The sequence below is a fragment of the Paraprevotella clara YIT 11840 genome (assembly GCF_000233955.1).
Taxonomy (GTDB): Bacteria; Bacteroidota; Bacteroidia; order Bacteroidales; family Bacteroidaceae; genus Paraprevotella; species Paraprevotella clara.
In genome coordinates, this window is sequence record NZ_JH376599.1 from 173,829 (window position 1) to 198,093 (window position 24,265).

A 24,265-nucleotide genomic window follows, 5' to 3' on the forward strand; every position below is an offset into this window, starting at 1 on the left:
GTATATTCGTGCGTGAAAAGCTATATTCTTATAAATTAACGCTGTAAAATCCAATATTAATAGGAAGTATATATGAATGTATTAAGATCATTATGTTCGGCATCGCTGTTGCTTGTATGGGTCTCGGCGAATGCCCGGATTCCGGTGAAAGTGGAGACTTTCCCGTTGAACGACGTTAGATTGACGCAAAGTCCGTTCAAACATGCGGAGGATTTGGACGTCCGTTATTTACTCGGGTTGGATCCCGACCGTCTTTTGGCGCCTTATTTGAAAGGTGCAGGATTAGAACCGAAAGCTGATAATTATACCAACTGGGAAAATACGGGTCTGGACGGTCATATCGGGGGACATTACGTTTCGGCGCTTTCCTATATGTATGCCGCCACCGGAGACGAAGAAATCAAACAGAGGTTGGACTACATGTTGTCCGAATTGAAACGTGCCCAAGACGCTGCCGGTGACGGTTACTTGTGTGGCGCACCGAACGGACGTAAAATATGGGAAGCTGTGTCTAAAGGGGACATCCAAGCTTCCTCTTTCGGACTGAATGGAGGATGGGTACCGTTGTACAATATCCATAAGACTTATGCCGGTTTGCGGGATGCTTACCTTTTGGCGGGAAGTAAGGAGGCGCGTGACATGTTGGTAAAGTTGACCGATTGGATGATGAATCTGACGAAAGACCTGAGCGACGAACAGATACAGGACATGTTGCGCAGCGAACACGGGGGATTGAACGAGGTGTTTGCCGATGTGGCCGACTTGACGGGAAAGGACAACTATTTGCAACTGGCTCGCCGTTTCTCGCACCGTGAGATTCTCGACCCGCTGTTGGAACATGAAGACCGACTGACAGGCAAGCATGCCAATACCCAAATCCCGAAAGTCATCGGTTACAAGCGCATAGCGGACTTGCAAGGCGATGAGGGTTGGGACGATGCGGCACGTTTCTTTTGGGAGACGGTGGTGGAGCGGCGCAGCATCTCTATCGGCGGCAACAGTGTGCGTGAGCATTTCCATCCTTCGGAGGATTTCTCCAGTATGCTGACGAGCGAGCAGGGGCCTGAGACCTGTAATACGTATAATATGCTGCGGCTGACCAAAATGTTGTACCAGACCAGTGCGGACGTACATTATATGGACTATTACGAACGGGCGTTGTACAATCACATTTTGTCTACCATAGATCCGGTGCAGGGAGGTTTCGTATATTTTACGCCGATGCGTTCGGGGCATTATCGGGTATATTCCCAACCGCAGACGAGTTTCTGGTGTTGTGTGGGCTCCGGAATGGAAAACCATGCCAAATACGGAGAGATGATTTACGGCCACAGCGAGGATGAACTGTATGTCAACCTGTTTATTCCTTCGGTGTTGCAGTGGGGGAAGGTGCGCGTGGAGCAACTCACGGGTTTCCCTTATGAAGAGGCTACCACCCTTCACCTGTCGTGCGGTAAGGCGAAAGAGTTCACGGTGAAGTTCCGTGTGCCGGAGTGGACGGACGTTTCCCAGATGGAACTGACGGTGAACGGGACGGCTCAACCCGTGTCGGTATCCGGCGGTTATGTGACGGTAAGCCGCAAATGGGCCGATGGAGACGAAGTGCGGCTGACGTTGCCGATGTCTTTGCGTGTGGCCGCTCTGCCCGATGGTTCGGATAACTATTCTTTTATGTACGGCCCAATAGTGTTGGCTTCGCGCATGGGGAAACAGGAGCAGGTAGGTCTGTTTGCTGATGATAGCCGTGGAGGACATGTGGCTTCCGGTCCGCAGTGGCCTTTGCAGGATATGCCGGTCATTGTAGGTGACAAAGACGACCTTTTATCCCATATCGAGAAGGTGGAAGGAAAGCCGTTGGAGTTCAAACTTCGTGGGGTGTATCCCGAACGTTATGAAGGAATGACGTTAGAGCCGTTCAATTGCCTGTATGAATGCCGTTACATGGTGTATTGGCCGGTGATTTCTCCCGATAAGCTGAAAGCCCAGCAGGAGGCTTTGGCTCGTTCGGAACGGGAGAAGAACGAACTGGAGGCTGCTACTGCGGATAAGGTTATCTGTGGGGAACAGCAGCCGGAGAGCGATCATTTCATCAGGTCGGAGCAGTCACGTAACGGAAGCCACAACGACCGCCATTGGCGTGACGCTACCGGAAAGGGTTGGTTCTCGTACCGCATGAAAACGAATGGACGTGATGTGTCCCGTTTGCGTGTGGAGTACGAGGGGGGTATGGCTGATACGGACGCTTTGGTTATGGTAGAAGAACGTACGGTCGGTATGCTAAGTCCGGTGGATGGACGAGGGATGAAAACGGCGTATTTCGATTTGCCGGACGAGATGGACGGGAAGGACGTTCTGACCGTCAAAATCACTCCTTCGGAGAAGAAAGCCACTCCTCGCGTGTATGAGGTAAGGCTGATGACGGCAAAGAAGTAGACGTGGCAGGACACGACTTTTCAGCGGAAACGCGATAAATAAAAAACAGCAGACGGGTGTGACCGTCTGCTGTTTTTTTTGTGAGCCGGGTAACATCCGGCTTGGGGTTTCCTGCAAAAACAATCCTTTTTCTCTTAAACAATCCTACCACCTAAGAACCAATCATTAACCTAATTTCCAATTATGAAACTCCTGAATATCCTGATACCTTCACACAAGGCTACCTGAAAAACCAACATTAACCTAATCATTATATTATGAAACCTATTTCCACTTTTATGATTGTCTCTATGGCAAAGTTAGGATATTCTTTCTTTTTTCGTTTTTGAATATGTAGCGGATATTTTATATTATGAAACCTTACGGCATTTTTTTTTGCAAATGAAACATGAGCAAACAAATGTGTTACACGACGTAAAATCGAGTAGGCATAGAAGGTGTATCTTTGAATCATTAAAAACAGGCTACGATAAGCGATATGGTTTTAACATTATAGTGCAATGGATATTTTAGTTGAAAAAAATGGCCGATATGAGCCGAAGCCTATTGTTTTAGACAGAAGAACAGAAGGACAGAAGAAAGTTACGACAACAAAATTTGTTCTTTTGCTCTTTTGTCTAAAAAAAGTGAGTCCGGTGCTTTTGTTCCTAGCCGGTTTGGTAGGAGGCGGCGAAGGATGGGCGGCGGTCAGGCTGCCTAAATTGGTGGGCGACCGGATGGTGCTTCAACGGGAAACCGAGTTGAAAATTTGGGGGTGGGCGGATCCTGGTGAGAAAGTCACGGTGCGTTTCCGAGATACACCTTATTATACAGAAGCCGACGGGACGGGGAAATGGTACGTCATGCTGCCTCCGCAACAGCCCGGAGGACCGTTTCTGATGGAAGTGAATGAGAAAGTGATACGCGACGTACTCGTGGGGGATGTCTATCTCTGCGGAGGGCAGTCGAACCAGGAGACACCTATCGAACGTCTGGTGGAGAAGTTTCCGGAGATACCGGTGTCGAATAATCACATGATACGTCACTATAAAGTGCCTTCGCAAGATGTGACGGATGGCGTAAGGGAAGAAATTGCCGGGGATGCCGTGTGGCATTCGGCTACTGCATCCGAAGTCATGAACTGGACTTCACTGGCTTATTTTTTCGCCACGGAAGTATGGAACCGCTACCATGTACCCGTGGGCATGTTGGTGGCAAGCAAGGGAGGTACGGATATTGAGTCGTGGATCAGCCAGGAGCGTCTGAAAGATTTTCCGCGTCTCTTGGTGGACGAGGAGGCTGTGTGCAAAGTGAAGGAATCCCGTCAGGATAAAGGTTCCGGCAGATGGAATCAGAAAGATTTCGATGATTCGGATTGGGCTGAGACGGAAGTGCCGGGTACATGGGATGAGCGCGGTATCCGGACGAAAGGTTCCGTATGGTACCGCAAGACTTTCGATTTGCCTTCTTCCATGGTGGGGCGGCACGCGCGGATTTATATGGGACGTATGGCCGACGGTGATTCGGTGTTCGTGAATGGGCATTTGGTGGGTACCACCTCATATTTCGGTCCTCCACGCAAATATGACATTCCGGCCGGTGTGTTGGTGCAGGGCAAGAATAACGTGACGCTGAAACTTACAGCGATGAACGGCCATGGGGAAATCGTGCCGGACAAGCCCTACGTGATAAGGGGAGATGAGGATTCCGTGTCGCTCTGCGGTACTTGGAAGTATAAAGTCGGCATCGACCGGACCGGTGTGGAAGAATACGTTGAACGGCTTCGGCAGCAAAAAATGGTGGGCTCAGGATTGTATAACGGTATGATTTATCCCATCCGGGACTGGAAAGTGCGGGGAGCCATTTGGTACCAAGGCGAGAACAATGCCGGACGGGCGGGGGAATACGCGTCGTTGCTGAAATCCCTGATAGCGGACTGGCGTGAATCGTGGCAGATGCCGGACATGCCTTTTCTCTTGGTGCAGTTGCCTAATTATATGAAGAAGCACGACCGTCCTACGGATAGTGGTTGGGCACGTTTGCGGGAGGCGCAATTACAAGCGGCTTCGGAGGTTCCCTATACAGCTTTGGCCGTAACCTACGATGTGGGTGAATGGAACGACATTCATCCGTTGGATAAGAAAAGTGTGGCGCAACGGTTGTTTCTCGGGGCGCGCAAATTGATTTACGGGGAGAAAGTGGTCTGTTCCGGCCCTATATATAAAGGTATGGAGGTGGATGGCGACCGTGTCGTAATCTCTTTTACTGAAGTGGGACGCGGGCTGGCAAGCCGTGGAGGCGACTTGAAACACTTTGCCGTGGCCGGCGAAGACCGGAAGTTCGTGTGGACGGATGCCGTGATTAAAGGAAACAAGGTCGTAGTGAGCAGTAAGGATGTGAAACACCCTGTAGCCGTGCGGTATGCGTGGAGTGACAATCCTTCGGATGCCAATTTGTGCAATAAAGACGGGTTGTTGGCTGCTCCTTTCCGTACGGATAATTGGTAATGTAGAATCATTTAAATAGATTTGTATATGAGAAAAATGTTCTTGAAGTGCAAACGGGCATGGCTTTCGGCTATGGCGTTTGTGGTAATGTTCGTGGTAAGTATGGAGGTATTGGCCGATGTCCCATTAAGACGTCCCATATCGCCGGAGCGTCCTTTATGGATTGTGCATATCGATACTTGGAATACGCCGGATCCGGAGCGTATCATTGAGATGGTTCCCGAGGATATTCGTCCGTATGTGGTGTTCAGTTTGTCGCTGTCGGCGACGGATGCTACATGTCATGACGGGTTTGCCGTATGTGATTCGTGGTTGAAGGCTTGTGCACAAAAGCGCGTGTGGTCTATGGTACAGTGTGCCAGTGGGGGACACAGCCGTTTTTCCGACCATGACCTTTCGGTGTATGAGGATTATTTCCGTAAATATCCCAATTTCATCGGTTGGAACTTTGCAGAACAGTTCTGGGGATTCGGAGAGGAGGGAACGCCATCCTTTTTGGAACGCCTTTCGTTGTTCGGTGACATTTTGAAGATATGCCACCGCTATGGCGGATATCTTGTGGTAAGCTTCACCCAGGCGTATTATTCGGCCGACATGATGCCTATAGCTTACATGAAGCGGAATCCCGAGGTAAACCGACTATTGACGGAGCATCCAGAACACTTCATCTGTTGTGAGAAGTACACGATGCAGAATGGTTTTTTCGACATCGAGAGTAATTGCCTCGGGGCATGGCTCGGCGGGTATGCCGGACAATACGGTATTCGTTTCGATGCTTGCGGATGGAGTACGGACGATGGTAACCCGGCTACTGAAGACGATCAGGAACGCGAACCGTTCGTAAAAGCTTCCGGAGCGATGCCTATCATGGAACATGTCATGTTGACGGGACAAACCGTTATCGACGGTCCGGAAACCATTCCGGTAGAAGTGTCCCGTGAAATTTCCACTACGACAACAGCCGACGGCTATACCCGGCGTCGTTGGGGATGGTATCCTCATTTCGTTAACATTAACATTGACGAATTCCGTAAAATACTGGATGGAACGGTACGGATACTGACGCGTCGTGAGGTGATAGACCGGACGAAAATATGTATCCGGAACGATAAAAGCACCGGTACGTTCGATGACTATCTCACCCCGGCCACGTTGTTCGACGGGCTTTACCGTCCGGAATGCGACCGAGACGGTGCTACTTATGGCAATTCGTGGTTGGAAAACAAATGGTGGCTGAAGAGTTCCGGCCGTTATCCCACTATTCCTCAGGTGTATGACCTTTTGGACGAGGAGGCGCAGCGGCTTCAGGTAGTAAACGTGTCGGAATATGACCAACGTTGGCCTAAAGTGGAGGACAAGGTGAACGAACTGAACCGACTTTTCCCAGAGGAATATACCGGTGACATTTATGCGGCTCATGCGGAAAACACGTGGATGACGTATAATCCTTATCAGTACCAGGATAAAACGGTGAATGGCGTACGTTCACGTCATATCTCCACTCAGAGAGCGAAAGGTAATATTCCTTTTTTATATAATACGGCGGAAAGCATTTCATTGGACTTCTCTCCATACGCTATGGCGGTAATGAAAGAGTTTACCGACAGCGTCATGCTTTATATGACTAATTACCGGAATTCGAAGGTAAGCAATGAGGTCTTCATCGAGGATGATAATGCGACCGATACGATTCGTATTTACGGTGCTTCTACACAACCGGTAATTACGTGGAAGGACCGGGCCGACCATCGTGAAAGCGAGGTGAAGCAAGAGTGGAAAGACGGGGTGTTGACCCTCACAGTCAGTCACAATGGACCGGTGGAATTGGGCATTAAGTGTAGCGGGAATGCTACGGAACGTTTGACGGAGTGGACACCGGCTCGGATAGAAGTGCCCGAAGCTCCGTCCGTATATACCGGAACATTGCAATATGAAGCCGAAAATTTCGACTACAAAGACATTGCTGCGTGTCGTGGAAATGCTTACTACAATGGTCACCGTGGCTATCAAGGACAGGGATTTGTAGAGTTTGGAACCAATAAGTCGGCGGCTATACGCGATACAGTGACGGTTCTGCGTAAAGGGACTTACACGATGACGGTACGTTATCAAGCTCCGACCTCTGGGGTAACAATGCAGTTGTTGGTTAACGGTCGCCGTTATCCGCTTACTTTCCGTAAGACGGGAGAAGTTTGGACGGAAGTGGCTAAAGATGTAGAACTGGAAGAAGGAGAAAATGCCGTTATTCTGAAATTTGCGACAACGGCTTCTCCCGTGTTCGTAGATTGTATCAAAATAGATCGTACCGACGCTCAGGTATATAACTTTGAAGATGATGAAGCTGCGACAACGGCTACCGATCCGGCGGCTACCATGTTGACAGTGAAAGATGGAGAAGCCGGTGTCGTTGCTATAGAAAGCGACGGAACGAAAAATCATGCTTTGCATGCGTATACTGCCGGTCTGGCGGGAATGGGACAGGCTATATTAGATATGTTCCCTCGTGACGCTACGGATTACAGCGTGTCTTGGAAACAAATAGATGGAGATGCGGGCATATTGATGCGTGGCGGCTATTTGTTCAAGACGGACGGACTGAAGGTCAGCGTAAGTACGACTGAAACGAAAGAAGACGGTGGGTTAGCCATCGTGAATACTTTGGGCGAAGGTGACCGTGCGGAAGGGATGGATTGGCTTCGCGCTACTTTACAAGGAGATAAGTTGTACTTGGATGGTTCTACAGACGGCGTGGTTTGGGAAAATTTGTTGGTGTTGGAGGATGCTACCTTTACTGTCGGTGACACCCGTCTCTGCTGGGACGCAGTCATGACTGTGGATGACATTACATTGTATCGAAGTGGTATGACAGTTTCGCAAACCGATTTGGAAGAAATCAGTCAGACGAACGGAGGTACGAACCGGGTAGTGGGAAGTTTCGACATCGGTGGAGATGACTTGTTGGACGACGTACAGGTAGAGTTGGAAGGAGAGGCTTTTGAAATTTCAGTGGATTCTCTTGACGGTTATACTCAGACTTTGGCGATAGACCGTGCTACGTTGGAAGACGGAACGGTACGCATTTATGTGCGTCTCAAACCGGAAATGAAAATCGGGGACTATGAAGGTGTGGTTTCCGTGGCAACCCGATATCTGGATACACGCAAAGTGAATCTGAAAGGAACTGTGAATCCGGCTACTTATACCACTTACTATGATTTTGAAGAGGATGCGGTAACGAACGGTCCGACCAATCCTCCGGCTTCCGGTGTGACTCGCGGGACAGGCAATCTATGTACGGCAGGAGTTGCGGATTATACCGACGCCGATGTTCGTAAAAGTCAGATGTTGCGGATTTACGGCGCTCCGGGCATCAATTCGACCGGTGTATTGAACTTGGATAAATTTACGCGTAAAAGTACGGATTACAGTGTAACATGGCGCCAAGTAGTTACTTCGGCCGGAAGTTATAAGAATGGAGTTCTTATGCGTGGGGATACGTTGACGGTGGGAAGTAACTCTTCGGGTTATACTCAGGGTATGATGGCCGGTTATTATTTGAATGTGTATAATGATGGGGCGACTACCCAATTCCGCATCTATAAATCCACGGCATCGCGTAGCCTCAATATGTTCAACAGTTCCAGTGTAGCACTTTCCGCTTCGGTAGGTAAAAGCATTTGGTATCGTGCATCGGTGTCCGGTACAACCAAAGTGACGCTGAAAATAGAATATTCCACCGACGGGGAAAACTGGAATGTCGGCACGGTGACAACCGATGAGGGTGGAGACTTCCGCCAAGGGGCGACCCAGTTCGTATGGGGATTGGCTGCTTCGACCAATAATTTCCTCATCGACGACATCGCTTTTGAGGGCATCACATACGACGAGGGAGTCGTTACGGGTATTATGTCGGCAGAAGAAAGCGCGGTTGGCGTGGATTACGAAGAGTATTATGACGTGGCCGGACGCAGAATCCGTCCGGGCGACGTGTCGAAAGGTGTCATCATCCGTCGCAGCCACTTGACAGACGGCACGGTGAAAGTAGAGAAAATACTGAAAAAATAAATCCAAAGGGAAAGGGAAGGGACGAGTTTGGATATCGTCCTGCTCTTTCCCTTAAACGAAAAAACAAAATAGAAGAAATGGAAAAAATGAAGATGATTTTTAAAAGTGGGGGAGTGGCTACCTGCCTGTTTGCAGCGGCTTTCTCTTCCGTCACGTGCGGATTGACGGCGGCGGAGCAGCCGCAACAGGCGGAGTACGTGTTCCATGGTGCCGGAAACCCTTATCTTCCGCTGTGGGAACACTTGCCGGACGGTGAACCCCGTGTGTTTGAAGATCCGGACAACCCCGGAAAATACCGCGCTTACATCATCGGCTCCCACGATTTGCGGATGACGAGCTATTGCGGTGCGGATATCCGGATGTGGTCGGCACCCGTAGAAGATTTGTCGAGTTGGCGCGACGAAGGCCCCATCTTCACTTATCCCATCGAAGGGCAGTGGGACGTGATGTATGCGCCCGATTTGGTGGAAGTACGTCGCCGGGACGGGACGAAAGAATATTATTTGTATCCGCATAGCCGGGGAAGGAACCGTGAAGCAATGGTCGCCAAGGGAAGTCGTCCCGACGGACCTTTTACGCCCGTGAATCTGAATGCCGATGGCACGAAGACCCTGCCGGGCAGCGTCTTGGGTTTCGATCCCTCGATTTATGTGGAGCAGATTACCGACAAGAACGACCCTGACTACGATATTGGTTTCAGGGCGTACGGTTACTGGGGCTTCCAGCGTTCGTCTGCGGCTCAACTCGATCCTAATACGATGTATTCCGTCCGTCCGGGCACGGAACTGATACCGTATTTCATGCCGGCCGGGACACCGCAGGGAGGCATTCGTGATCCGGAAGGCACTGAGTATCCGTGCCTCTTTGAAGGACAGGATCCCAAAGCGTTCAACTTCTTCGAGGCTTCTTCCATCCGCAAGGTAGGGAACAAGTATGTGACGATTTACAGCGGTTATTCAGGTCCGGATTATGGATTGGGAAACTCCAATTCCACTTTACGTTATGCCTACGGTGATACGCCGTTAGGGCCTTGGAAAAGCGGCGGAGTACTGGTCGATTCGCGTGCTCCGGTTTTGAATCAGGACGGTTCAGGCTTACAGACTTCCAACGCCGGACATAATACCCACGGGAGTATCGAACAAATCAACGGACAGTGGTACGTGTTCTATCACCGTCCGCCGCGCGGGTTCGGTTTTGCGCGTCAGGCCATGGTTGCCCCGATTCAGGTGGAATGGGATGAAAAGCCGGTAGCTAAAGGGGGCAAGCTCTCCATCCGGGCTTACGATCCCTATGCCAAGAACCACGTATGGACGGCCAAGGACAAAAAGGGCAACGAATACAAAGGGGCGGAAGTCACGTCGGAAGGTTTCCACATCTTCGGGCTTGACCCTTACCAATACTATTCCGCCGGTATCGCCTGCTACCTGTCGGACATACGGCTTCAGCAAGATGCTTGGGACATTTGGGACAACCATGCCCCGATTACCGGTGTGAAAAACGGGAATATCATCGGATATAAATATTTTGGTTTCGGAGGTTTGAAAAAGGACCAATTAGGTCTGAAAGCTTTCGAAGGTACGAAAAAAGGCAATCAGACCGCTTTCAATCTTTTCCTGACCCCGAAAACATCCAAGGCTTTCAAGGTGAACGTGTGGATGGACGGGCCTTGGGACAACGCTACGTGGAAAGGCAAGAAGATTGGAGAAATCCAAGTGCCTGCCGGTTCGGCACAAGCTGTCACACAGTTTACGGTGGATGTGTCGGCTCATGTGGACGGATTGAGCCGGAAGCATGCTATTTATTTGGTGGCCGAGGGCGGTGCCGGAGAGGAGCTTTTCGACCTGACCGGTTTGGGATTCAGTTCGGTCGGGAAGAAGATAGCCCGTCCCGTCGTGCCTTCCGTCAGCATATCGGTGGATGGGAAAGCTATTGAATTGCCGAAAACTCCGGTACGTTCTACCAATGCCAACGGTATAACCGATTATAAGACGTATGAGGTCGTATATGTGCTTCCTTCCGAGATTTCTCACTTGCCCAAGGTGTCGGCATCTTCCGATAATAAAGACGTGAAAGTAGAAGTCAAGCAAGCACGCCCGGATGCTGAGACTGCCGTGGTAACGTTCGACTATCAGGGGATGGTTAAGACCTATAACGTGGTGTTCTCCCGTTCTTTTGTGGTAATGGGGAATAAATAAGCTGTTCGTTTCCGGATACCGTTTCCGGTTTCTTAAGTGCAAAAATAACGGGTGCGTTAGCGGCGCACCCGTTATTTTTATATTCGTATTTCTTTTTTTATTGCTCGGAGAACTTTTTGTCGGTTTTCACGCTTCCGTCGCTGTAATATGCCTTACGGATATACATGCCTGTGGCAGGCCGTTCTGTAAGGCGCATCCCGTTGGGGAGGTAATATTCGTAGCGCAGGGGAGTGCTGTCTTCCATTTCGGTATTCGTGATGGCATCGGGACCTTTCCCGTCAAACTGCCACGTGTCAAATTTCACCTCGCCTCGTGTTTCCGTGAAAAGGAAATACACGTCATGTGAACCGGTAATCGATGTGGGACAGTCGATGGATACTTCTGCGGCTTCCGGTGTGGAGAAGTCGAGGGAGGCCACGGGTTCGGCTTCTATGTCGTCCAGGCAGATTTCCAACGTGCCTTCCCCTTGCAGGTTTGCCGTGAACTTTTCGATGCCGTCCGTACCGAATACTACGCCTTTTACCATGGTCCAACCTCCCGATTGCGGGATACAGATACGGGTATTGCCTGTTTCCCCGTAGCTTTCGGCATTCACTCCGGCTGCCGTGCACAAGTTTTCCGCTTGTTGGAGGACGAACGGGTCTACACGTTTGGCCGTGAGTTGCAATACGCCGGTCGGAGAAGCCGTAACGGCATTGATGCGTTGCGAACGTTCCACTACGGTACATTTATTCATGGCTATGCTGCGATAACCCCCGTTGATGGCCATTTGTTGTTCCAACCCTTGCGTGTGGTAAAGAAGGTAATAAGCATTACCGAATTTTTGAAGATGCGAATGATTGTTGCCGTACGGGTATCCGAACGTGCCGGGGTTGGCTAAATATTCGCCTTTATATGTCCAACTGTCGGGGTCGAGCGGCGTATCACTGACCATGTAACATATACTGCATGCCGAAGGAGCTTCAGAGATACCGCCGTATGAAGGCCAGTTCGTACGTTCACGCCAACTGGTGCAATAGGAATAGACCAGTTTTCCGCCCATTACGTTCAGTTCGTTGGCTTCGAAATGATAAGGCGCAGGAATCGGCATGATATCACTGTCGAGCGAAATCATATCCTTACCGAGGCGTACGATACGGGCATTGCCCGGCATGAGTTCTGTTCCTTCCGCGTTCGGGTTTCCGCCGCCGAAGGCCAACCACCCCGTACCGTCGTTGTCGATGACGACACCCGGGTCGAAAGGTGTACTGCAAAGGCCGAGTCCGGGTGTACTGCCGGAAATGAGGTTTTTGCCGAGCGGGTCGGTCCATGGCCCCAGAGGAGAAGTAGAGGTAATGACGCCTACGCCTCCTCCGCTATTGGAGAAATATAGATAGAAATGGGTTTTCCCGTCGGCTTCTTCACGGGAGACGATAGAAGGGGCCCACGAAGCGTTCAGCCATTGTCCGCAGACGGCCGTCATATCTATGGTGCCGTGGTAAGTCCAGTTGACCAAATCCTCCGTAGACATCACGACCAAGGAACGGATCTTTCCGTAAGTGTTGGAGGTCAGGCCTCCTGTTGCGTTGAATTCCTGCTGGTCGTTCGTTCCGTACACATAGAGGCGCCCTTCATATTCGACGGATGTCGGGTCGGCACAGAAACGGTACGGATTGAGCGGGTTCACTTCGGTTGTTTTTTTGTAGGCTTCCATGACGGTGGGTTCACTCGGTTCGGGTGTCTCTGCTTCCGTCCGGATAAATTGCAGGGTATAGAATGCGTTTCCGAGTAGGTCGATTTCCGGTGAGGCCGTTCCCGCATATTGCGTACTAACGTCTTGCACGAAGCGGTTGCGCGTGGCGTTCGTCAGGGCGGCGTGTACCTGCCGGCTTTCAAACGGGAGGTTTGCTTTCAACTTTACAGGTTCGGAAGAACGGTTGAGGACGAACAGACTGAGGGTGTCGCCGTTCTCACTGACGTATGCCGAACCGTTGACCGGAGTTTTTCCTTTGTCGGAGAATGAGGATTTGATGCGTGTCATTCCGGTTGCATATCGGGCATAATGCCCCAGCACGTAGGCGAAAGTACTTAATTCCGAAGCGTTGCCACCTCCTTTCCCGTCGCCGAACATGTGGTTTATCATATTGTAGTAAACGTAGGCACTGAAGCCGGCCCGCATGCAACTGTCTATTTGTTCCTGGAACTCGCAGGCACTTTCCCACGTACCCACCTTGTCTTCATCGAATATATATTCAGTCATCCACATGGGGCGCTTCGTCAGGCTGCGCACGTAGTCCACGTAGGTCATGTCGTTTACGCCGTAGATATGGTTGCCCCAAATGTCGATGCTGTTGCGCATGGCAGCCGATTTTACTAATTCCCGGTTGTATTTATGGCTGTCCCATCCGAAGCATTCCGGTGCCATGACCTTGCATTCCGGTGATAGGTGTTGGCGTAAGGCTGTCACCATGCGAGTCATTTCGTCGACGGTGTAGAGGCAGCCTTCGTATCCTTCCGGGTCATAGTCACTTTCGTTTTGGACGGACAGAATGTCTATGGCCGCCCCTTGGTCTTCCATGAACTGGCGGTAACGTTCCAACCATTTGGCGTATGATTCGATACTGTCTGTATTGATATGTCCGTGGTTGGAGGACTCGCCCCACGTTTGTTCGGCTCCCACTTTGAAGCGGTAGGGTGGTGTCCACGGGCTGGCGAAGACTGTGGCACCGTGTGCCTTGGCCCATTTGACAGCGTTCACGTAACTCTTCCAGTTACTTTCGTCGGGGTTGATACGGATACGCATGATGTTATAGCCCATTCCGTCCGGTCCCCACAACAAGTCCACTTGTTCTTGGGTATAGACGTCAGCCCATTGTCCGTTCATTCCGCAGCCTCCGAATCCGTCTATCTTTTGGAACCTTGTTTCGGGGTCGAGGCTTACGCTGGCCGTGCGCTGTGCGCAGAGCGGTATGCATCCCGTGAGGGCCGTTGCATACAAGAGGGTAATCATTCTTTTCATGTGTTTTTTGTTTTAAAGTTTGCAGGATAAAGCCCATGGCTCATCCTTTTTTCATGACGATAAGCAAAGTTACAGATTTTCAGCCTGTCGCATTTTCGCTCCGTTAGCGAATACTTTCGCGCAAGTAGCATCCTTTTCTTTAGTGTAACATATATTTATGCGCATGTAACATGGACCTTTAAAAAGCTTTTTCAGGGCAAATATTGGTAACATGCGATAAAGCCCCTTGCTTGGGATTTTCCTAACTTTGCTGCGAGAATCATGAAAAACTTGAAAACGTATGATGAAGAAGAACATGTGGAGCCGGTGGATACTGGCGTTAGCGGTGGTTTGGCCATTCATGGCCGCAGCTCGCGACCGCGTGAGGGAAAAAGAGAATTTTGATTTCGATTGGAAGTTCATCCTGAATGCCGACGACCGGGCAAATGCCGGCATGCAAGTGTCGGAAGCCGGATGGCAGGACGTACAATTGCCGCACGACTGGAGCATTTCGCAGAATTTCGATCCGAAGTTGAGCGGAAGCAACGGGCATTTGCCCGGTGGTATCGGTTGGTACCGGAAGACGTTCCGGGTGGACAAAAAGGACAAAGGAAGGCGTATCGCCGTGTTGTTCGACGGCATATACAGCCGCAGCGACGTGTATGTGAACGGGCAGCATTTGGGATTCCGCCCCTACGGTTTCTGTTATCAGGAGCACGATCTCACACCTCATTTAAATTATGGAGCCGAAAACGTGTTGGCTGTCCGGGTAAACAATCCGTTGGAACACGACAGCGTGGCACGTTGGTACACCGGTGCGGGGATTTACCGCCATGCTTGGTTGGTGAAAACAGCCGAGGTGCATGTGGCCTCCTACGGGACTTACGTCACGACTCCGGTGGTGACGGCGGAACGGGCGGAGGTTCGTGTCCGCACGTCGGTGGCGAACGAGTCGAAGCGTATCAAGACTTTGTCCGTCCGCCAACAGATTACGGACGGAGAGGGGCGCACAGTCGTGCAATCCGGCAAGCAAGCCTTGCAAGTGGCTGCCGGGCAGACGGCTGACACAGAGCATACGCTCGAAATCCCCCGTCCGCAGTTGTGGGACACGGAACATCCTTATCTTTATACTTTGCATACCACGGTATATGATGGGCGCAAACTGGTCGATACTTACGAAACGGTATTCGGCGTGCGTACGTGCGAGTTCACTTCCGACCGCGGTTTTCTGCTCAACGGGAAGCCCTTGAAGTTGAAAGGTTTCTGTTTGCACCAAGACGATGCCTCTTTAGGTACGGCTCTGCCTTTGCGTTCCATGGAACGCAAATTGGAGATTTGTAAGGAGTACGGAGTGAATGCCATCCGGTGCAGCCACAACCAGCCGTCGCCGGAGTTTCTCGACCTTTGCGATCGCATGGGGTTTGTCGTTATCGACGAGGCGTTCGACAAGTGGAAGTCCGGCTATTATGCGCAGTATTTCGATGCGTGGTGGCAGGAGGACCTGAAGAACATGCTGGTGCGCGACCGCAACCATCCCTGTGTCGTATTATGGAGCATCGGCAATGAATTGCAGGAAGCGTGGGACGGGTCGGATACGGGATGCCGACGGGCGGCTATGTTGCAGGACTTCGTGCACGAGTTCGAACCGTCGCGGCAGGTTTGCCTCGCGGCACAGAACCGCCATAACGAGAAGTTTTCCGGAGTGACCGACGTCGTGGGTTACAATTATCTGGAGGCACGTATGCTTTCCGACCATAAGAAATTTCCCGAGCGTCGCTTCTTGGTGACGGAGGAATTGCCTTATTACTGCGGGGCGGAAGGGAATATCCGTAGTTACGACACGAACAATCCGTGGAACATCATTGCCGAAAACGATTTTATCGCGGGCGGTTTTCTTTGGACCGGTACGGACTACATCGGTGAAGCCGGTTGGCCGAGCCACGGTTGGCCTGCGGGACTTTTCGACATTTGCATGGTGGAAAAGCCGCGCGCGGCTTTCCATCGGGCGATGTGGAACGACGAACCGATAGTGCGTATCGCCGTGCGCGACAATGCGCTCGACATCGACCACGGGCGCGACCTTTGGCAATGGCCGAACATGGCGGCGATATGGAATTTCCCCCGCGCTTACGAGGGTTTGGTCATCGAAGTAAACACCACGACTAACTGCGAGCGTGTGGCTCTGTTCCACAACGGCAACGAGATGGGCGTACGCCGGACGGCGGATTACCCGAACCATACGATAACGTGGTGTCTGCCTTATCGGCGCGGGACGCTCGTGGCTAAGGGTATCAACGGGACGGATACGGTGGCTGTGCATGAAATACGTACGGCAGGCGATGCCGTGAGACTGAAAGCCACGGCCGACCGTGGAAAATTGATGGCCGACGGGCAAGATTTGAGTTATGTACAGGTGGAGTTGTTGGACAAAGACGGAACACTCGTGCAGCATGCCGACCGCCATGTGAAAGCCTCCATCGAGGGCGAGGGGCGCTTGGTGGGATTCATCAGCAGTGACTTGCGGCGCAAGACTCCTTTCACTTCCCATGAAGACAAGACGTATTTCGGGCGTGCCATGGCCATTGTGCAGTCTACCCGGAAGGCCGGGACTATCCGTTTACGCTTCGACGTGGAAGGATGGGATGAACCCGTGTGGGTAGAACTGACTTCGGAAGCCTTGCCTAAGGATTACGTGCCCGACATTCCGAGTTTCCGGTAAAAAGCGCAGGGTGAGGACATGACAGGACGGTCAAAAGAAATGGTTTCATTTTTTTGGTCGTCCTTTCGTTGGGACGGTCTGGATTTTCTTACCTTTGTCTTACGATTAACCTAAACCATTAAAAAGACATGATAAAGAAAAGGATATGTGCATGGGTGTGGGTCGTGCTTTTTTCGTGCGTGATGTTTCCCCAACGCCAACGGATGGACTTGCAAGGCAAATGGGCATTCAAGTTGGATGTCAGGGGAAACGGGGAAGAAAGCGGTTTTGTCACAGCACCGTTTGCCGAGGAGGTGATGCTTCCGGGAACGACAGACACGAACCGGAAAGGATTCCGGCCTGCAAGGACGGACGAAACCACTTATCTCACACGGTTGCACGCTTATGTGGGCAAGGCTTGGTATAAGAAAGTGGTGGACATACCGGAAAGTTGGAAAAATAAAGTCGTGACACTGACTTTGGAACGTACGAAGCCCACTCGCGTGTGGGTGGACGGCAAGGAAGCCGGAAGCCGGGACGGCATTTCCGTGTGCCAAGTGTACGACCTCAGCCGTTTTCTCACGCCCGGCCGGCATGAAATAGCCGTCAGGGTGGACAATGGCGAGTCCGTGCCGCCGGAGTTGCTCGGGTCTTCCCATGCCTATACGGAATCCACACAAACGAATTGGAACGGCATCATCGGCGACATTTTCCTGGAAGTGAAAGAACCGTTGCATTTGGCCGGTGTGCAGGTTTATCCGGATGCGGAGAGAAAGTCGGTCCGGCTGAAAGTGAGGCTGGCCTCACCCGAAGACATTCGGAACCGTATGCAGTTGGAAGTGCGCGCTACGACATGGAATACGAAGAAAGAACATCGCGTCCGTCCGCTTAAGTTCGGTTTGAAGAAGGGGCAGGCGGAATACGACTTCGATTTCCCGTTGGGCGAAGAAGCTTTGTTGTGGAGCGAGTACGACCCTGCGCTTTACCGGTTGGAGGTCGAACTGCCCGGGTATGACCGGCTGTCCGTCGATTTCGGTTTGCGGGACTTCCGTGCGGAGGGAAAGCATTTCGCGATTAACGGTATGACCACTTTCCTGCGCGGAAAGCATGACGCCTGTGTGTTTCCTTTGACAGGACATACGGCCATGGATGTGGAGATGTGGCGGCATTATTTCCGGGTGGCCAAATCTTACGGCATCAACCACTATCGTTTCCATTCCTGGTGTCCGCCCGAAGCCTGCTTTGAAGCCGCCGACATCGAAGGAATATATTTGCAGGTCGAACTGCCGTTCTGGGGATGGATGGGGAAGGACAACACCCGTTTGATTTCGTATCTGCGCGAAGAGGGTTTGCGCATTCAGCAGGAATACGGCCATCATGCTTCTTTCGTCATGTTTGCGTTGGGCAATGAGCTGTCCGGAGATTTTGAAGTCATGCAATCTCTGGTCAATACTTTCCGGCAGGCAGACCGCCGGCATTTGTATGCTTACGGTTCCAATAATTACTTGGGTTTCAAAGGGCAGCTTCCGGGTGAGGACTATTTGGTGACGTGCCGTATCGGAGGTGAAAAGCCGCAGAGCCTCGACACGCATGTCCGTGGCTCGTTCTCATTTGCCGATGCGTACGACGGAGGGTATCTCAACCATACCTATCCCAATACGGTGATGGACTTTTCCGGAGCCGTGGCGCGGGCGGACGTTCCGGTGGTGAGCCATGAGACGGGACAGTTTCAGGTGTATCCCGATTATCGCGAGATAGCCAAGTACACGGGTGTCTTGTACCCTTATAATATGGAGGTCTTCAGGGACAGGCTGGCCCGTGTCGGGATGTCGGAACAGGCGGAAGATTTCTTTCTCGCTTCCGGGCGGTGGGCAGCCGAACTTTACAAGGCCGACATCGAAATGGATTTACGCACGGAGGGACTGGCCGGCTTCCAGTTGTTGGATTTGCAGGATTATCCGGGGCAGGGTTCGGCTTATGTCGGTATCTTGGATGCTTTTATGGACAGTAAGGGACTGATTTCACCTGAGCGTTGGAGGGGATTCTGCAATGAAGTGGTTCCCTTGTTGCTGACGGAAAAATTCTGTTGGACGGAGGGGGAGACGTTGACAGCCCGGGTGAAGGTAGCCCATTATGCCGCACGTTCTTTGCAGGGAACCGAACTGGCATGGACGTTGAGGGACGAACAAGGGCACGTTGCCGGGAAGGGCGTGTGCCCCATAGTTTCTTCCGGACGGGGATTGTTGGAGGTCGGAGATATCCGGCTGCCGATTCCTGTGACCGGCAAGGCGAGGAGGTTGAATCTGGAACTGGCCATAGAAGGTACGGACTATAAAAATACTTATCCGCTTTGGTTCTATCCCGAGAACCGGAGCGCGGAAGAAAGCCATCCGGGCATCACGGTGGCCAAACGGTTGGACGGTCACGTGCTTTCAGCATTGGAAAACGGCAGGAAGGTATTATGGTTTCCCGAACGGGACCGCTATGCCTCCCAAACGGTAGGCGGGTTGTTCCAGACCGACTATTGGAATTACAGGATGTTCGAGACCATCAGCCGCAACAACCGGAAACCGGTCTCTCCAGGGACGATGGGGCTGCTGACCGACCCCGGCCATCCGTTATTCCGTTCCTTTCCTACGGATTTTCATACGAATTGGCAATGGTTTCCTATTGTGAAGCAGAGTTATCCCTTGGTTCTGGACCATTTTCCGAAGGGCTACCGTCCCATCGTACAGGTTATCGACAATATCGAGCGGAACCATAAGTTGGGGCTGATATTCGAACTGGCGGTAGGGAAAGGGAAATTGTTGGTGTGTATGTCGGATCTTGAGGCGGTGGATGACAAGCCTGAAGTGCGTCAGTTGTATCGCAGCATGTTGGATTATATGGCATCCGGTGATTTCAATCCGAAGACCGCTGTAAGCAGCGGTGAATTGGTCCGGTTGCTCCGGATACGGCCTGAGGAAACAAAGCGGGAAGAGCTGAGAAATATATCTTTTGAATAGGAAAAGGGGAAGGCACGTCCTTCCCCTTTATCGCATCCGTTTGCATTTTCCGCTGAACTCCTCTGTCTGTAGCCGGATGATTTCCGTACGGTGGAATGACTTTTCCGCATATTTTTCCCCGGCGGCCAGATGTTCCGGTGTGTATTTCTCCATCAGCAACCGGAGGGCGTGCATCCGTTCTTCCGGCGAAAGACCTGTCCGTGCCCGGCATGTCAAAACGATGGAGGAATAGTTTGTGGAGAATTGTTCGGGTACGACATGGGTATTCCCAATCACACAGAAAGACACCTCCGGATAGAGGGCGATGCAGTCGAGCTTGCGGCCTCGTGGGGCGCAGTGGATATAGATGTTTTCTTGCCCGTCCCAAACGAAATTGAGCGGGATGCCGTAGGCGCCTCCCGTGGGTGTTGTCATGGATAGTACGCCGTATTCGCCTTCGCAGAGCAGGGCGTATGCACGGTCTTCCTCCAAAAGGCGGTCCTGCCGCCTTACGTTGTCGTTGTTGTATTTCATTTTCTTTTTATTGGCTTTTATACGGATAAACGTTGGTTTGCCCCGTTTTATTTTAGAGGGAAGGTCATTTTTCATTTTCAGTCTTCCTTTCCATGGAAAAAGTCCGCTTTTCTTTCCGTTTTTGCAAGCGTAAGTAGCCGTGTGGGGATGTCGTTTCGGAGGATGCCGCAGAACTGAAAATCGTTTGGCTGAGAATGAAAAATCGTTTGGCTGAGAATGATTTTTCAATTGGCGCAGATTTTTTTGAGGGTCTGTTGTCCGGAACTTGGAGCTTGAAGGTGCGGAGAAAAGAAGAAAGCCTGTCCGTGCCGGTAACGAAAGGCACGAACAGGCTTTTATAAAGGATTTTTATCGGAAGTTACAAGGACTTGATATCTCCGAACGGGAAGTTGATACCGATACTGATGTTCATATTTGCATTATTCACCGGAATGAATTGCGGAGTTACCTTGAAGAACTGGTGGTTGCTGCCCAAGAAGAGGCTGAATCCTTTTCCGTGGTAGTTGGCTATCCATCCGAAAGACGAGCCGAAAGATGAAATGGCGTAGCTGATGGAGGCATCGAAGCACTTCACCGGAGCTACGTTGGCCGAGAAACGGCCTTCCGACCAAGAATACTGACCGTTGATACGGGTGGATTCCAAAAAGCCGAATTTCAGTTTGTCATAGAACGGGAAAGTATAGAGCGCACCGATGTTCAGTGTAGCTCCCAAAGCCTTGGTGTGCTTGTCCTTACCCTGTACTTTCATTTGAAATAAGTCTTCCAGGTCGTCCGTCAGGTTATCTATCTGGTCTTCGATGGACATGCCCGGAGCGGCTTTGTCCGAATCGAACGGAATGTCATGGAAACCATCGAATTCCCACGGCTCCATAGCCATAGCCGATTGTACGGCATTCTTGTAGCTTATCCATCCTAAATCGAGCACAGCCATGGAAAGCTCCAAATCCTCGCGTAACTGGTAAGTCGCACCGAAGTCGAAAGCCATGCCGAAGCCTCCGATGGCATTGCCGGTTCCGATGTTGTCGAAATCGAGTTCTTCTTCCGTTTCCTGATGTATGTTACCGTAATCGTCCGTGACGTCTTTGGTTTTGAGTTTGGTCGGTATGTCTACGATACCGGCTGTGGAAAACTCGCCATCGCCGGACACAAGCCATTTGTCGTCGGACATGACAAGTTTCATGTCGTTGATATGGAAGTCGGCATTGTAGATACCCAATAGGAATTTTACTTTGGCACCGACCGTCAACTTGTCCATAATCTTGCGTGAATGCCCTAAGGCTATTTCCGCATAGCTGTTGGAGTACATGCCCATGTCTTCCAGATTGTATTCCGAATGTCCGCCTTGCATACCCACTTTGGCAAACTCGAACAGGTCCTTAGGCAAGTTTGCGCGTGTACCGCTTTTTATGGAGAGGTCGAACGTATTGAAACCGCCCCACTTGTGGAACCCGAAAGAAATGATGTTCATATCTACGTCGAGGTTCAGACGGTTACGGTTTTTCAAGCCGTCCAGGAACTCGCTGCTGCTGACGCTTCCGTTCAGGAATGTCGTGAGGTCACCGTTAGGCAGTTTGTACAGGAAGTTGGACACACCGATGTTGGACTGTAGGCCGATATTGAAATTGCCGAGTACAGGCATACCTACGTAGTTACGTTCACTGGCGAATGCCGGGTTCATCTGATGGCGGTAGGTGTATCCCTCAAGGAAATAGGCCGAACGCAAACTGTTCTGCGCCCACGTTGAAACAGCGGGAATGGAAGCTGCAAAGAGCAGGGCTGCTGCGATTTTATTTCTTCTTTTCATAATTTTATTCCGTTGTAAAAATGAGATATTAGTTCAAGTCTACCGTTACTCCGTCTTTGATGCGGATACGGATATTGGAGAGTTTCAGTGTCATGCCTTTGTTCAGCGTGGCATTTTGGTTGACACCTTCCATGTTGGCCGTGAAGTTGACAATCAGTCCGTCGAGGTCTTTCATGTCTCCGCTTTCGCATACGATTTCCAATTGAATAGGACTTTCGGTAGCCGTTCCGCCGTTTTCGCCTGTCAGTTTCAGACCCGGGGCAATCGTGTTCTTGACCGGATTAACCGTTACGTTGGGATATACGTTGCCGTTCCGGTCTATGGCTTGTGCGTTAAGCTCGAAGTTGAGTGGAATACCGTTCAAGGCATCCATTTCTACTATGGCTTTTTTGATGGTGATGTCTTCAAGGTCACCACCCCAATCGTTGATGGTATCTTTATATACGATGTTCAGTTCGTTTCCGAATTGCAACGGGGCATTCAGTTCGTAAATGGTGTTTACTTCATAATTAGCACCGTCGTTGCCGAGTATCACTTCCGTATCGTGTTGGAGAGCCTTGGCTTCTACGTCGGTAAGTTTGATTTCGTCCGGAATGTTACGTATCAGGTTGTACAAATTGTCACCCAATACGATATTCTTGGCACCTGCGGGAAGGTTATTCATTGCAATGCGTGAGAGATAGTATTCCGAAGTGGCATTTCCGGAGAGAGTGATAGTCTGGTCTGTATTTTCATTGATATTGGTACCGATTTGGAAACCTTCATTGAACACTCCGTCTTTGGTCCATGTCATTCGTGCTTTTAAGTTTACATCGGCCGGACTTCCGTTTTCGAGTTTCAACTTGATGTACGGGTTTTCCAAATCCAGATTCACGTCGTCTTTCAAGAAATCAGGTATACCTTCCACGGTAATCGGGTCTACATTGATATCAATCTTCGGGTCTACGATTCCCGTTACGCTCTGCAACGTGATGTCGGGCACTTCCGTGTCGGTAATCAAGTTCACTTGAATATTTCCGGCCGGAACACCCGGGGTCGTAGCCGTACCGTTGGCTATGACATTCGTTTGCAATTTGAAATGTCCCGGTTGATATATTCCTTGGCCTTCAGGGAAATTCTGTATACGCTTGAAGTGTACGGGTATTTTTAGCGTTTCTCCTTTGCGTATCTCTTGGTCGTTCTTGAATTCGATGGTCTGTGCCTTTCCGGCCTTGATGCCATAGTTTTCCGGGTCTCCTAATTCGAAAACCAATCCGTTGGGTTGGGACTGGCCTTCCAAGGTCATTTCTATATTGAATCCCTTTTTCAAGGTAATGACATCTACGTTTTGGCTTGTCTGGCTGAAGCTGAGCGTCAGATTGGCCGTAAAATCCACATCTGCGGATGTGAGCGACACGATATCCGTGGTTACGTCGTCTTTCGAGAAAATGAAGTCCGTGGTCACATCGTTTACTGCTGCTTCCACTTCTTCACTTGTGGCTGCCGGCGTGTTGAAGTATAGTGTTGTCGTCGTCGGATTGCTTGCCGGGGCGTTGATGTGTACGGGGTCTATTTCCACATTGGTTTCTGTGGTATCGGCTTTGTTCAGAGCGTAATTACCTTGTGCATCGGTTTTTACTACGCTGTTGTCTTCCAAATCCATAATTTCTTCCAACGTGAATTCTTCCGTTCCGCTGCCCGGAATGCTGAGGTCTCCGCCCACGGTGATGGTCATGTCAATGTCCTTGGTGAGGTCATAACTGTCATCCACGCAGGATGCGAAGAAGAACGGAGATAAGGCGGTTGTCCATAATGACGCCTTGATGAGTCTTCGTTTGTTCATAATTAATAATGTTTTGAAGTTATTTCTGAATCTAAATAATACTAATGTGTCTTCTTGACTAAATGTTTAGCTTAACCGGCGACAAAGATATTTAAAATAAACATAATAAAGCTATATTTCTTGAAATATTTTAGAGGAAAAACTATTTTTCACGGGAGTTTCTTTATTTTTCTCTTCTCCTGATTACTTTTCTGAGGTGTCAGGACGTGCAATCGGGCTTTTTTGCTTAACTTTGCAACCAAAGTATTTATTCTAATCTGTTACAAA

The 24,265-nt window shown here is 50.6% G+C and carries 11 protein-coding genes; 7 read left to right on the forward strand and 4 right to left on the reverse strand.

Translation table 11 applies throughout. From position 1 onward, the window contains the following. Positions 1-72 precede the first annotated feature (72 nt). The 4 genes from HMPREF9441_RS09220 to HMPREF9441_RS09235 all read left to right on the forward strand — a co-directional run bounded on the left by HMPREF9441_RS09220 (position 73) and on the right by HMPREF9441_RS09235 (position 11,179). Positions 73-2,433, forward strand: a complete 2,361-nt coding sequence (locus HMPREF9441_RS09220) for a glycoside hydrolase family 127 protein (RefSeq protein WP_009392486.1) — start codon at positions 73-75, stop codon at positions 2,431-2,433. 500 nt (positions 2,434-2,933) lie between these two features. Next, positions 2,934-4,919 (forward strand): sialate O-acetylesterase, encoded by a 1,986-nt coding sequence (locus HMPREF9441_RS09225; protein ID WP_008620446.1) that lies wholly within the window; start codon positions 2,934-2,936, stop codon positions 4,917-4,919. Between the two features lie 27 nt (positions 4,920-4,946). Then, complete coding sequence (locus HMPREF9441_RS09230; protein ID WP_008620447.1) at positions 4,947-8,984, forward strand: glycoside hydrolase family 98 domain-containing protein; 4,038 nt, start codon at positions 4,947-4,949, stop codon at positions 8,982-8,984. A gap of 77 nt (positions 8,985-9,061) precedes the next feature. Beyond that, positions 9,062-11,179 carry a hypothetical protein gene (locus HMPREF9441_RS09235; RefSeq protein WP_008620448.1) on the forward strand — a complete coding sequence of 706 codons (2,118 nt, stop codon included), beginning with the start codon at positions 9,062-9,064 and terminating at the stop codon, positions 11,177-11,179. A 97-nt stretch (positions 11,180-11,276) separates the two neighbouring features. Here the strand turns inward: HMPREF9441_RS09235 and HMPREF9441_RS09240 are convergent, their stop codons facing one another. After that, positions 11,277-14,177: a family 43 glycosylhydrolase gene (locus tag HMPREF9441_RS09240; protein WP_008620449.1), complete on the reverse strand. Its 2,901-nt coding sequence runs from the start codon at positions 14,175-14,177 to the stop codon at positions 11,277-11,279. A 283-nt stretch (positions 14,178-14,460) separates the two neighbouring features. Between HMPREF9441_RS09240 and HMPREF9441_RS09250 the strand changes: the two genes are divergently transcribed. Next, a complete protein-coding gene (locus HMPREF9441_RS09250) occupies positions 14,461-16,875 on the forward strand; it encodes a glycoside hydrolase family 2 TIM barrel-domain containing protein (protein WP_009392485.1) in 2,415 nt (804 codons plus the stop codon). Positions 16,876-17,003: 128 nt separating this feature from the next. Beyond that, positions 17,004-19,859, forward strand: a complete 2,856-nt coding sequence (locus HMPREF9441_RS09255) for a sugar-binding domain-containing protein (protein WP_008620452.1) — start codon at positions 17,004-17,006, stop codon at positions 19,857-19,859. A 27-nt stretch (positions 19,860-19,886) separates the two neighbouring features. Here the strand turns inward: HMPREF9441_RS09255 and HMPREF9441_RS09260 are convergent, their stop codons facing one another. Then, positions 19,887-20,372: a pyridoxamine 5'-phosphate oxidase family protein gene (locus HMPREF9441_RS09260; RefSeq protein WP_172634934.1), complete on the reverse strand. Its 486-nt coding sequence runs from the start codon at positions 20,370-20,372 to the stop codon at positions 19,887-19,889. Positions 20,373-20,566: 194 nt separating this feature from the next. Here HMPREF9441_RS09260 and HMPREF9441_RS18365 point away from each other — a divergent pair, with 194 nt between their 5' ends. Then, on the forward strand, positions 20,567-20,713 hold the full coding sequence (locus tag HMPREF9441_RS18365; protein ID WP_157244571.1) for a hypothetical protein: 147 nt from the start codon (positions 20,567-20,569) through the stop codon (positions 20,711-20,713). A gap of 17 nt (positions 20,714-20,730) precedes the next feature. On the opposite strand, the gene HMPREF9441_RS09265 is transcribed toward HMPREF9441_RS18365, so the two are convergent. After that, positions 20,731-22,176 carry a DUF5723 family protein gene (locus HMPREF9441_RS09265; protein ID WP_008620455.1) on the reverse strand — a complete coding sequence of 482 codons (1,446 nt, stop codon included), beginning with the start codon at positions 22,174-22,176 and terminating at the stop codon, positions 20,731-20,733. Positions 22,177-22,204: 28 nt separating this feature from the next. Then, positions 22,205-23,998 (reverse strand): hypothetical protein, encoded by a 1,794-nt coding sequence (locus HMPREF9441_RS09270; protein ID WP_008620456.1) that lies wholly within the window; start codon positions 23,996-23,998, stop codon positions 22,205-22,207. Between the last annotated feature and the right edge of the window lie 267 nt (positions 23,999-24,265).